The following is a 13382-nucleotide window of genomic DNA, read 5'->3' as shown; positions in this document are numbered from 1 at the left end:
ATCTCTGTACTTCTTATCTCAAGCTATTTATTACTTAATTAATATCTCATTTTTTAAGCCACCTTTAATATGAAAGGTGGCTTAATACAAATAAGAATTTTTAAGTTTATAAAACTTTATCTAAAAATTGCTTTGTTCTTATATTTTTAGGGTTATTAAATATATTTTGTGGTGTTCCTTCTTCTAATACATATCCTTCATCCATAAAAATAACTTTGTTAGCAACTTCCTTTGCAAATCCGATTTCATGAGTAACTACCGCCATTGTCATTCCTTCATTTGCAAGTTCTTTCATAACATCTAAAACTTCTTTTACCATTTCAGGGTCTAATGCTGATGTGGGTTCATCAAATAACATTACATCAGGTTTCATAGATAATGCTCTAGCTATGGCAATTCTTTGTTTTTGTCCTCCTGATAGTTGTGCTGGATATGCATTTTGTTTTTCTAAAAGACCGACTCTATCTAGTAAAACTAATGCCTCATCTATAGCTTTCTCTCTGTCTATATTTTTTACTTTAGTTGGTGCTAATATTATATTTTCTAAAATCGTCATATTTGGAAATAAGTTAAAGTTTTGAAAAACCATACCTATATTTTGTCTTACTTGATTTATATCACACTTTTTATCTAATATATTTTGATTGTTAAAAATAATTTCTCCATCATTAGGTTCTTCCAAAAGATTTATACATCTTAATAATGTACTTTTTCCAGATCCACTAGGACCTAGTATAGCAACTATCTCACCTTTTTTTATATTCAAATCTATACCTTTTAATACTTCATTTTTACCATATTTCTTTTTTATATTATTGATTTTAATCATATTATCCTCCTATAAAGCTTTACTAAGACCAAACTTATTTTTAAACGAACGTTGATTTCTTTCATTTAAGTTTTCTGATTTAAATTCAAATCTACCAACAAGTTTAGATAATGTAAATGTAAGTATAAAGTATATCATTGCAGCTACTAATAATGGCTCAAATGCCAAATACGTATTACCTTTTACTATATCAGCACTATACATTAAATCTTGAATTCCTATAACAGATACTATAGACGATTCTTTTACTAGTACTATAAATTCATTAGCTAAAGATGGTAATACATTTTTTAAAGCCTGCGGTATTATTACAAGTCTCATACTCATAGAGTAGTCTAACCCAAGTGAACGGCTCGCTTCCATTTGCCCTTTATCTATAGCTTGTATTCCAGATCTAAGTATCTCTGCTATGTATGCACTAGAGTTTATAGATAATGCTATTATTGCAGATATATATTCAGATGGTATAGGTCCTATATCAGGAAATTTTAATCCTATAGTTGGGAATCCAAAATATATTATATATATTTGAACTAATAATGGTGTTCCTCTTAAAAATTCAATATATGCCGTGGCTAAAAAACTTACTATTTTATTCTTAGATATTCTAGCAAGGCATATTATTGTCCCTGCTAAAAAACCTAAAACTAATGTACATAATGATATTCCTATAGTTATCTTTGTTCCATCTATGAAAAATTGTGAATACTTACTTAAAAATGTAAAATCCATATTTTTATCCTCCTTAAATATTATTGAGCTAAGTCTGTAGCTTCTTTAACAAACTCATCTATTTTATTTTTTGATTTTAATTGATTTAGTGTTTTATTTACTGAATCTATTAAAGACATATCGTCACTTTTATTTATAGCTATAGCAGACCCTTCTTCTTTTTGTTCACCTAAATCAATATTTGAATTTACAATTTCAGGGTATTGCTTTAAATAACCATCTACAGCTTCTTTACTTACTACAACAGCATCTACATTATTATTTTGAAGTTCTAATATTACATCTGATATTTTATTTAAAGATTTTATATCAGTTGCTTTAATAATATCTTTTGCCATAGTTTCTTGTAAACTAGCTTTTTGAACACCTATCTTAGCACTTTTTAAATCATTTATATTTTTATATTTAGACTTATTTTTTTCTTTAATTAAAATTGTATGTTCTCCATTGTAGTAAACATCTGTAAAGTTTACAGCCTTTTTTCTTTCCTCTGTTGGACTCATACCAGCTACAACCATATCAACATTTCCAGCTTTTAAAGCTCCTAATAGTCCATCAAATTTCATATCTTTAATTTCTAGTTTAACACCTAATTCATCAGCAATTTCTTTTGCTATCATCATCTCAAATCCCACAATATTATCTTTTCCATTTATTTCTTTATGAAATTCATACGGTGGGTAATCTGCACTAGTTCCTATTGTTAAAACTCCTTTTTCTTTAATAGTTTCCAATTGATTATCACCCTTATTTGAAGATGAACATCCTACCATTCCTAAAGTTAAAACTCCTACAACCATTGTTATTATTACTTTTTTTGATTTTTTCATATTATACCTCCATTTGATAATTATTAGTAATTGATAATACATATTTAATACTATTCCATGAAAAACTAAGGTTCCCGCAAAAAATTCGCTTCGCTCATGTCGCCAACGACTTCGTCCGTTGCGCAAAAAAGTCCCTTAGCTAAATGCTAAGAGACGAAACTATCCGTGGTACCACTCTTATTGATAAGTAAAACAATATTAATGATACTGAATATAATTTATTATATTAAAAAAGTCCCTTGGTTATAAAAACCAAGAGACGAATTATATCCGCGTTACCACTCTTATTGATAAGTAAACTTATCCACTCTATCCCTTAAGGCAGGCTCACCGGTTACCATACTACTATTTCAAGCAACCTTCTCCAAAGCTCTCTTCACATTAAACTTCATTACTAGGCTCACACCAACCCTAGCTCGCTGAAACTCCATCTACTGCTACTCTCTTTTTCATAGAATTTATTTTATTAAGATTTATATATAATTATATTTCATTTTCATTAATTGTCAATACATTTTTTGTATATATTTTAATTTTAATTATATTATAAATATATATAATTAGCTTAAACTTAGTTATACCAATGAATTTATACTAATTTAAAAATTCAAATTTAAACAACATACAAAATCGTTATATAATTTTAACCTTTATATCTCTGTTCTCAGATTTAAATAGATATGATATAATATTATGAAAAATTGAGTTTAAAATTTTGACAATTTTATATTCTACTAAAGGGGTGGATCTTTATGAAGCCAAACAACATGAAAGAGAACATATTGTTAACTGCTACTGAGTTAATAACTAAAAATGGAATAAAAAATACCAGCTTAGCAGATATTGCAAAAGCTGTTGATATAAGTAAAGGAACTCTTTATTATCACTATTCCTCTAAGGATGACTTAATATCAGATATTGCAAATATGCACCTAGAGGCTATAACAGATTCAGTTCTAAATTGCGTAAAAGGTATTGATGCTGATAGTTCTAAAGACCAAATGATTAGTATTATATTAGAAAAAATAGCTGCTATAGAAGGTAGAGGACGTATACATATGTATGTTCTTTGTGAGGCTATAACTAGAAACGATAAGTTAAAAGAACAAATTAAAGTTAAGTATATTGAGTGGAGAGAAACATTAAGATCAGAAATATTAAAAACTAGCACAGAAGATGCTGAAGCACTATCATTTTTACTTGTTGCAATAGTTGATGGATTAGTTGTACAAGGTCTTTTAAAAGCCGAAAAAATACCATTTGAAAATATAGCTAAATTTTTAGTTACTCGATTAACATAAAAATTCGCTTCAAATTAAGAAGCGAATTTTTTTTGTTAAACATTATCCAATATATATTTTTCATGATAAAATCTAAGCAATAAAAACCTAGCATCACTCATCATAATACTGTGTTTATATATAATTTTTTCTAACTCTTCATCTTTTGCACGGCTATTGTTAGCTATTAATTTATTTTCTATCTGACTTTCTTCTAGCGTTAATTTTATAAGTTTATCTAAATTCCCTTTTCCTTTTAAAACTTTATCTAATTCCTTTTGAATTTTTCTCTCATTATTTTTATACTTTAATTTAAGTTCTTCTATTGAATCAGTTATATTATATGGTAAAAAATATTTATTAATTAATAGTCCAAATCCAACTCCAATAGCTATAAACATTAACCTTCCTACAGATATTATATTTATATAATGAACTAAAGAAACAGAACTTAAAGATATAGTAGTCATGCACATAACTTTTTTATCGTATTCTTTAAAATAAAAATAATAAAAAAATGCAATAAATAATACTATCATCTTTGGAATCGTATCATGAATTAAGCTAAATATGCTAAAAAATAAAATGACTCCTATAAAAGTTCCTTTTAATCTTTTCTTGGCTTTTATAACTGTATCCTCTTCATATGGTTGCATAATTACATATATAGTTATAACTATCCATCTTCCATAAGGTATCTTTAAAAACTGAACTAAAAACATAGCTAAAGCTATTGATAATGCTAATTTTAATGAATAAATCATTTTTAAAGAATTTAAGTTGAAATTTTCTTTCATACTTGTTAAAAGTTCAAATCCATGGGCTATATTTACATTTTTATAAATTTTGTAAATATTTCTTTCTTTACACTCTTCTTTATTATTTATATTAATTTTTAATACTTTTAATAAATGTATACTATCTGATATGAATATAGGTTTATCACCTATACTTTCATATTTTTTTATAAATTCATCAATATTTTTATTTATAATATCTATATATGAATAATCTTCATTATATAAATTGATATTGTTTATTTGAATTTTTATATCTGCTAAATATTCGTCTTTAAATTGTTTATCTTTTTTATTTTTAGCTATATGACCAATTATTAAATTTATTCTATCCAAATATACAGCTATATTAAATTGTTTCATTTCATATTTAGAATGTTGAAACTTATTATGACTTTTTTCATTTATCAAAACTAATAAATTTCTTATCTTTTTATTTATTTCTAAGTTTTCACTTGTTTCAAATGTATTATTTTTTATATCATCTATTTGCTTACTTATATCTTTTATTATCTCTTCAGTTATTTTTTTAGATTCATTACCAAATCTATGTTTATTAAAAATAATTTGTGCTAGTATTATAGGAACTATACTAAAACCTAATGCTACTGACCTAGTTGGCAATTCCTTAAAGCTTACTGGAATTGCCCACATAAATATATAAGACATTAAAAATATATAAGATGTAGGGCTTCTAAAATCATTCATATACACATACGTAGTTAAAAATATGGTTGAAAAATTTATAATAAATCCTATCCACATATTTATAGGAGATAAAAATGATAATATTCCAAGTATTATATTTAAAATTAAAAAAGTTATACTTCTGTATATTAAATTACCAGTTAAATCTCTCATAAGAAATGATACAGTTCCCATACCCATTATCATCCCTACTAAAATGTTTTTGTAGCCAAATAATTTAACATATATGATTTGCACACTAACTATAAATAAAGCTTTCATTAATGATTGTTTTGTCTTTTGTTTATCCATAAAATTTTCTATATTTCTATAGTACTTTCATCTATATATTTAAAATCTTTTCTTTTATTCTTTAAATCATCCATTAATTTTATTAAAGCTCTATCTTTTTGTTTTGCTTCTATCATAATGTCAAAGTCTTTATCTACAGTTTTCTTAGCTAATTCTAAAAATTTTATAAATTTATCAACATCTATATACTCAGAATGTTTCCTATCATTTTCAAATTCTCTTGGACTTGAAAAGTGTATTTTAGGAGGTAAATTTTCATTTTCCCATGTTTCAAATATATCTTTTAATAAATTATCTAACTTTTCACCATTATTATTACAATCATGATGATGAACATCAAGTACCATTGGTAAATTTACTTTTTTACATATATCAAGAACTTCTTTTGCGGTGTAAGTTTTATCATCATTTTCAAGTATAAGTCTTGAGCTTATTCTATCAGGAAACTTCTTTAAATTTTCTATAAACCTTTGTATAGCTTCATCTTTACCTCCTTTAGCCCCTCCAATGTGTATTACTAATTTCCCATTATCATAATTTATATCTTCAAACAAATCCACCTGAGTATTTAATGTTTTTATGGTATTTTCAACTACACTCTCTTTATCACTATTTATAACATTAAACTGATCTGGATGAGTATCTACCCTCATATTGCTATTTTTTATAATATTACCTATATATTCAAAATCTTTTTTAAAGTATTTTCTATAATCCCAAAGTACCTCTGGATGAGTTGCTAGTGGTATTAAATTTGATGTAATTCTATAAAAATGAATATTGTTTTTTATATTATAATTTAAAATTTGCTCTAAAGCTTCTATATTTGAATATGTTACATCTTTTAACTTCTTAAGTTTTTCTTCTTCTTTAAGCTTTGAATATCTAGCAAATGTTACTGTGCTAGATGAAGTTACCTTTTGTAAATTTAATGCAATTGCTACATATCCTAGTCTTACTTTCATAGTTGTCTCCTTAATATTTTAAATATATAATTAGTTTTTCAAGTCTTATTGTTTACTATTCTTTAATTATTATTTTTATTATAATATTTAGTCCAAATTTTTCATATATATGAACATGCTTAGTTTTAAGTTTAACTTTGATTTTTTGGGAGATAAAATTATGAAAACTACTTTAAAAAGAAGAAAATTGATAATAAACGCATTAATTTTAACGTTCACAACAGTTACATTAGGTTTCGTAAATACATCATTTAGAGTTTATCTATCAAATAAAATTGGTGCAGAAGGTATGGGGCTGTATCAGCTTATCATGAGTATACATGTAATGACATCTACCTTAGCTATTTCAGGTATCAGAGTAACTACAACTAGATTAATTGCTGAAGAACTAGGTCGAGGAAATATGAACAATATTAAAAATATAATGAAAAAAGCTTTTATTTATAGTTTATTTTTCTCTATTCTAACATCACTGTTATTATATAATGGTGCTGAGTACATAGCTTTGTCTTGGATTCAAGACCCTAGGGCTATTAGACCGTTAAAAATATTATCTTGTAGCTTACCTTTTGTTGGTATGGGAGCATGTTTTCATGGATACTTCTATGGAATGAGGAAGGTTGTAAAAAGTATTTCTACAGATATAATTGAAGTTTCTACATTAATGATAATTATAGCTTCATTCTTAGGAATTTATTTACCAAAAGGTCTAGATTATACATGTGCCTTAATATCAGTTGGTATTACTTTGGCTCTTAGCGCATCTACAGTAGTTTGTTACATATTATATTTATTTGATAAAAGACACTTAAAAAAATATGGCTATAATAGAAATAGAGACTGTTCTTTATTGGGTGTTTCTAAGATAGCATTTCCTATAGCTTGTAGTGCTTATATTCAAACAGGTCTAAAAACTGTAGAGGATATACTTATCCCAGATGCACTACGAAGATTTGGTTCTTCTACCTCAGTATCTTTATCTATATTTGGTATGATTAAAGGTATGGTTTTACCTATACTTTATTTTCCATCAATATTTTTAGCTTCATTTTCAACTTTAATTATTCCTGAAATTTCAGAAGCTAAAGCCCTTAATCAAACTAAAAGAGTAAATAATATAATTGCAAAAGTATTTAAATTTACTTTACTAATAGCAATATTTGCATCTGGTTTATTTATTATATATTCAACAGAATTAGGACTTCATATATACAATGACCTTGAAGTTGGTTTTATGATGAGAATACTAGCACCACTTATCCCTTTTATGTATTTAGACAGAGTTGTAGATGGTAGCTTAAATGCACTAGACCAGCAAATGAGTACTTTAAGATATAATCTAATCGATATGGCAGTAAGAATTTTTTTAATATGTTTTTTAATACCCAAAAAAGGTATTGTTGGATTTATTATAGTTTTATTTACAGGAACTTTACTAAATTCAATGCTTAGTATAAATAGGCTTTTAAAAGTTACTAAATTAGATTTTTTATTAGGAGATTGGGTTTTAAAACCTGCACTTTGTGTAACTATATCTAGCTATGCTATTAAATTAACTTTTGATATGTTTAATATAACTAACATGATAGTTTTTCAAGTAATTTTAGTTGTCGTACTTTACTTAAGTTTATTATTTATTATAGGATGTATAAAAAAGAAAGATATTATGTGGTTTTTAGATGCATTTAAAAATGACGTCAAATCTGAGAAAATTACAGACTTAGGAATTACAAAAAGATTTTAAAAATACATAAAAAAATCGCTTCGCTCCTGTCGCTAACGACCTAAAAAACAGGTTTGTTGATCAAGCCTAGCAATTTGTATTATAACTTATCCACAAGCCAGATAATTTAATACCTTAGTATATAAAAAGGCTTTAGATTCTGCTCTAAAGCCCCTTTTTTATTAATTATTGTAAACTATTTAAAAATTCAACTATATTTTTATAAGTTCTTTCCATTTGCTTATCACTACTTATTAAAGCTTCATAGTCACCCTTTTGTAGGCCATAATCTCCAAATTGAGAATGGTTAGCGCCCTCTATTTCAACATATTGAGTATCTTTAGGTAATTTTTCTTTGGCCTTTATAAGCTCTTTAAAATTAACTACTCCATCTTTACTTCCCCAAACAGATAAAACGTATTTATTCATTTGCTTTAAATGGTCATTCATAGGATATGCTGCTAAAAGCACAACACCATCAACAGCATTATTTTTACTAGCAAAATTCGATGCTGCAACTCCACCTAAAGAGTGACCTCCTACTGCCCAGTGAGTAATCTCTGGATAATCTTTTATAACTTTTTCAGCCTTTTTCTGACCAAGTAATGCGATGTTAAAAGGTACATCTAATATAGCGACTTCATATCCTTGCTCTGCTATAGATCTACAAATAGGAGCATAACTTTCAGGTTCTACCTTTGCCCCTGGATAGAATATAAATCCTTTTGTTGCTTTTTTATTCTTTGGTGTAAAAGATATATAATTATCCACTTTAACTTCTACTTTTTGTGTACTTGTCATAGCAAGTTTAGCTGTTTCATTTGGTGCGTATGTTTTATTTACCCATACAAAAAATCCTATTAATAAAACTATAACACCTATTCCAAATATTTTAACGATCTTTTTTATATTAATTTTCTTATCTTCTGTTTTTATAGTTTCTTCTACTTCATCCTCAAATAAAGGTCTTTGAAGTTCCATAGTTATACTAAATGTATCATCCACCCTTTTATCTCTTGCCTCTATCTCTCCACTCATATTCTACCTCCACGACATTTAAATACTATTATAGTTTATCATATCTGAGGTAAATTTTCACTAAAGTAAATATTTCAAATTCTTAACTTTTAAACAGTTATTTTTTGTTCTTTAGTATTTAAACTATTTAATATTTGAAGTAAGTTTTTGCATGCTACTTTAGTGCCTATATCTTCGGTGTTTTTAATACTATCAATAATTACATCCTTTACTTCTTCACACTCAGATATACAATTGCTTTCTTGTAATATCTCTTTAACATCCTCATCTTTTATCTTGTTTGTAGCTATATTTACATACAAGTTATATATACTACTTGTTAGATGTTTTTGCTTTTTAATAAAATGTTTTTGCTCATTATCATTAATTCCCATTAAGCTTATTCTATCTTCTATTAATCCAGGAACTAATAATAAATTTTTCATTTTATAATTATTGTGCTTGCTTTTTATACATAAATTTATTTCTTCAATCATTTCTAAGTTTACACGTTCATACATATCAACTAAATATTTATATCCTTTTTTAATATCATATGGAAGTATAAATTTGTTCACTACAAGACCTATTGCTATTCCTAATAATACAAATAAAATTCTATTTATAAATAATATTGAAACACTTCCAATCATCGCAGCAGAACCTATAGCCGACATTGTATTAAATATCATAGAATCCCTATAATCAGTAGTATAACTTCCTAAATATCCAGCTAAAATTATAACTATTCCTCTCATACTTGGCTCTTTTATTATTGAGAATAATATAAATATCATTGTCCCACCAACTAATGTACCTTGTATTCTTTTTTTAGATTTTATAATACAGTTCTCAGAGTACGGTTGAATAACAGAGAATATAGTAAACATTACCCATCTACCTTCAGATAAATTAAAATAATCCATTATAAAGCCAGCAATAGCACCTGCTAAAGCAACTTTTACTGCATATGAAAATCTAATAGATTCTTTAGAGAAACCTCTCATCTGAATATTTGCCATCTTAAAATTAGATGGTATCTCTAAATTTCCAGTATATAATTTTTCACTTTTTGTATTTTTACGTTTTTTGTATTCATCAAAATAATCATGTATATTATTTAATACATTATAAAATTCACATAAATTTATATCTTCTATTTCGTCTAAATTTAAGTTATACTCAATAGATTCTTCTTTATCTATATATAATTTTAATTTTTTTATTTCAGATTCCATTATACCTAAAGAAGCTTTTTTATTTTTATTAACAGTTTCTAAAATATTATCATTTGTTTCTTTATCACAATAATTATCTAGTATTAAACTTATTCTTTCTAATGATAATCCCATATTTAATATATCTATAGCACTATCATTAAGGTAAAATTCATCTTTTCTATTATCATATAACATCTTCTTTAAAGAATTTATATTGTTTTCGATTTTTAAATTAATTTCTTCGGTAGTTTTATTTTCTTTTATGCATTTAATTTTAGCTAATATATCTTCGCTTGTTGAAACAAATATCTTTTTACTGCTTTTTTCTAACTTATTTTTATTTACTAAAAACTGAGGTATCATAATACATAGTGCACCAAATGCTAACGATAATAATCTTACAGGAAATTCATTAACTGAAACTGGAGATCCTACCATGAATAAATATTGTAAACCAAATGCTATATACATAGGTTTTTTTAAATCATAAGTGAATAAGTAACCTACCACGAATAATGCAGTAAAGTTTGATACTACGCCAAATCCTATATTTTGTACTGCTAAAAAAGATAAAATCCCCAGGAATACATTAATTGCTAACAGCTTAAATGTGTTTTTTATTGGTTCAATAGTCAAGTCTCTTTCTAAAAACATTAACATTGCCGTAACAACAGTTACTCCTATAAGTGTATTTGAACTTCCAAATAATTTAATAAATATATTTATAAATGAAAATACGAATAAAAATATTAAAGTTTTCGACATTATTAATTTTTTCATAACTGTCTCCTCCTTATATGATGTTTAATATATTAATATTATCATATTTTCAATTTTATTCAAATTTGCATTAATACGTAATCACACGAACTTTTTTTTAATACACAGTTTTAAAATTAACAACCTAACATTAAATATATATTATGTTTTTAATTTCATATAATGCGCTATCAAACATTATTCATTTCAATATATTTTTTTATTTTTTTTAATCTATTTAAATTTAGAATTATTTTGCATTTTTTTCAACAGTTATTCATATTTTCATGAAATACAAATAAAAAAAGAGTGCATGCACTCTTTTTATACTATTATTGCTTCATTGAAAATGTTAATATTTTTAACTATTTAGTAAATTGTTTTATCCATTCTTTTATAGATCTATCCATTTCAACAGAAAAATCTGCACTTGTTTTTCTATTATATATGAGTTGACCAAAATTTTTAGCATTATATACGTTAGTCCTTGGCATATCTTCTTCTTTGTGTTTAAACATATTTTTTAATTCATTTTCATTTAATTTTTTATATGTATTTTCAAATACAACATAATTTTTATCAAATCTATCTCTATAAATTTTGTTCATATCTTTTGGACAGTATCCTAATGTTATCATTGCAGCTGGAAATGTGTAATCTGGCAAGTTTAAAAGTTGCTTATGTTTTTCATAATTCTCCATTATATCACCTATATAGCAACTTCCTATTCCTAAACTTTCAGCTGCAACTACTGCATTTTGACAAGCTATAATAGCATCATCTACACCTAACATAAAATCATTCATACCCGGAGCTTTTATATTTTCAACTTGACAAACTTTAAAGTAGTCATACCACTTTTGAAGATCTGCTAAAAATATTAATATAACTTTAGCATTTTTTATAAACGGCTGATTGTCACATGTTTTACTTAAAGTTTCTTTTATTTTTTCATCTGTTATTTTTAAAATAGAGTACATCATCATATTTCCAGCTGTAGGAGCTTTTATAGCACTTTCTATTATTTTTTCTAAATCATCATTACTTATTTCTCTGTCATCATATTTTCTTAAGGAAACTCTACTATTTATAGTATTTAAAACTTCATTCATTGCAAATCCCCCTATATTTTATTATTATAAAGAGTATTCTATTTATAATTAATTATCCATATGTTTATGATATTTTATATTTAAATTATTTTTTATAAAAATAAAAATTCTATTCGCTCATAGCGCTAACGACTTCGTCCGTTGCGTAAAAAGTGCTATAACAATAAATTTATTGTTATAGCACTTATCTTAACTTTTTACTTTTTACTTTTTACTTTTTAAAATCTATAATTTCAACATTTCCAAGACTTACACTAGTCTCACTTAATTTAGTGTTAGCTATCACTTTACCTTCTCTTATTGACATATTCACCTAATTTTAAAGCTTCCTCAAGTAATTCAAGACCATTAGGATATGACATTATCCATTCTTGCTACTAAGTTATTTTGATTTCTCAATTGTGCATTTTTTATTAGCATAGGTTTCCTCCTAAAATTTATTACGCTACATTTTTTAATTCTTGATCACTAAATATTGATTTAGATTTTTTATTATTTATTTTATTCATAATACTATATGATACTATCGATATTAATACTGAATTTAATGGAGTTATTTCAGGTAATAAGAATGCTCCTAATACACCTAACCCCCAAGCTATTATGGCATTTATATTTATTTTTTCAAACTTCATTGAGCTAAAATTCTTATAACTACGTTTATTTACTATAAAATAATCAGCTATTATAACAGCACCTGTTGCTGGTATGAATGAATTTAAGAAATTTAACCATACCATAAAGTTGTTATATAAAAATAGTGCCAGTATTGTTCCTATTATCCCATTCATTATAATCATAATACTCTTAGGATTTTTAGTTATATTTGAAAATCCAAGTCCTGAGCCGTATAAAGCATTATCATTAGTTGTCCAAATATTTAATCCTAATATTATTATTGCAGGTATTATAAGTCCTTGCATAAACATAACCTCAGCAATATCAGCTTGTCCTGTAACCATCGCCCCAACTGCTCCAAATAATAACATTAATGAATTACCTATTAAAAATGCTCTTACAGTTGTACTCACTGCTACTTTTTTATTTTTATCGTAATTTGTAAATACAATTCTAACTTTTCTTAATTTTTTATTTTTAATTCATATTTTATTGCCTTAT

11 protein-coding genes and 1 other annotated feature are annotated in these 13382 nt (G+C 25.7%); of the genes, 2 read left to right on the top strand and 9 right to left on the bottom strand.

Annotated features, from left to right (window positions below; all coding sequences use genetic code 11):
- Positions 1 to 106 precede the first annotated feature (106 nt).
- The 3 genes from NWE74_RS18130 to NWE74_RS18120 are packed head-to-tail and all read right to left on the bottom strand — an operon-like array spanning position 107 to position 2391.
- Positions 107 to 829 (bottom strand): amino acid ABC transporter ATP-binding protein, encoded by a 723-nt coding sequence (locus tag NWE74_RS18130; protein ID WP_258244370.1) that lies wholly within the window; start codon positions 827 to 829, stop codon positions 107 to 109.
- Positions 830 to 838: 9 nt separating this feature from the next.
- Entirely contained in the window at positions 839 to 1561 is a 723-nt protein-coding gene (locus tag NWE74_RS18125) for an amino acid ABC transporter permease (protein WP_258244369.1), read from the bottom strand.
- 20 nt (positions 1562 to 1581) lie between these two features.
- Positions 1582 to 2391: a transporter substrate-binding domain-containing protein gene (locus tag NWE74_RS18120; RefSeq protein WP_258244368.1), complete on the bottom strand. Its 810-nt coding sequence runs from the start codon at positions 2389 to 2391 to the stop codon at positions 1582 to 1584.
- A gap of 252 nt (positions 2392 to 2643) precedes the next feature.
- Positions 2644 to 2853: a binding site (T-box leader), on the bottom strand.
- A 290-nt stretch (positions 2854 to 3143) separates the two neighbouring features.
- Here NWE74_RS18120 and NWE74_RS18115 point away from each other — a divergent pair.
- The gene (locus NWE74_RS18115; protein WP_258244367.1) at positions 3144 to 3692 is read left to right on the top strand and encodes a TetR/AcrR family transcriptional regulator; all 549 of its coding nucleotides are present in this window, start codon (positions 3144 to 3146) and stop codon (positions 3690 to 3692) included.
- Positions 3693 to 3727: 35 nt separating this feature from the next.
- Here the strand turns inward: NWE74_RS18115 and NWE74_RS18110 are convergent, their stop codons facing one another.
- Together NWE74_RS18110 and uvsE are read right to left on the bottom strand one after the other, a co-directional pair.
- Entirely contained in the window at positions 3728 to 5467 is a 1740-nt protein-coding gene (locus NWE74_RS18110) for an FUSC family protein (RefSeq protein ID WP_258244366.1), read from the bottom strand.
- 8 nt (positions 5468 to 5475) lie between these two features.
- Positions 5476 to 6432, bottom strand: coding sequence for a UV DNA damage repair endonuclease UvsE (uvsE, locus tag NWE74_RS18105; RefSeq protein ID WP_258244365.1), 957 nt, complete (start codon positions 6430 to 6432; stop codon positions 5476 to 5478).
- Between the two features lie 160 nt (positions 6433 to 6592).
- On the opposite strand from uvsE, the gene NWE74_RS18100 reads away from it, so the two are divergent.
- Complete coding sequence (locus tag NWE74_RS18100) at positions 6593 to 8176, top strand: polysaccharide biosynthesis C-terminal domain-containing protein (RefSeq protein ID WP_258244364.1); 1584 nt, start codon at positions 6593 to 6595, stop codon at positions 8174 to 8176.
- Between the two features lie 165 nt (positions 8177 to 8341).
- Here the strand turns inward: NWE74_RS18100 and NWE74_RS18095 are convergent, their stop codons facing one another.
- The 4 genes from NWE74_RS18095 to NWE74_RS18080 all read right to left on the bottom strand — a co-directional run bounded on the left by NWE74_RS18095 (position 8342) and on the right by NWE74_RS18080 (position 13333).
- A complete protein-coding gene (locus NWE74_RS18095) occupies positions 8342 to 9193 on the bottom strand; it encodes an alpha/beta hydrolase (protein ID WP_258244363.1) in 852 nt (283 codons plus the stop codon).
- 89 nt (positions 9194 to 9282) lie between these two features.
- A complete protein-coding gene (locus tag NWE74_RS18090; RefSeq protein WP_258244362.1) occupies positions 9283 to 11172 on the bottom strand; it encodes an FUSC family protein in 1890 nt (629 codons plus the stop codon).
- 344 nt (positions 11173 to 11516) lie between these two features.
- Positions 11517 to 12263, bottom strand: coding sequence for a nitroreductase family protein (locus tag NWE74_RS18085; protein ID WP_258244361.1), 747 nt, complete (start codon positions 12261 to 12263; stop codon positions 11517 to 11519).
- Between the two features lie 440 nt (positions 12264 to 12703).
- Positions 12704 to 13333, bottom strand: coding sequence for a cytosine permease (locus NWE74_RS18080; protein ID WP_258244489.1), 630 nt, complete (start codon positions 13331 to 13333; stop codon positions 12704 to 12706).
- Positions 13334 to 13382 lie beyond the last annotated feature (49 nt).

Origin of the sequence: Romboutsia lituseburensis (assembly GCF_024723825.1) — a bacterium.
GTDB classification, from domain to species: Bacteria; Bacillota; Clostridia; order Peptostreptococcales; family Peptostreptococcaceae; genus Romboutsia_F; species Romboutsia_F lituseburensis_A.
Note: the sequence above shows the minus strand (reverse complement) of the source record. Positions and strands in the feature narration are given on the sequence as shown.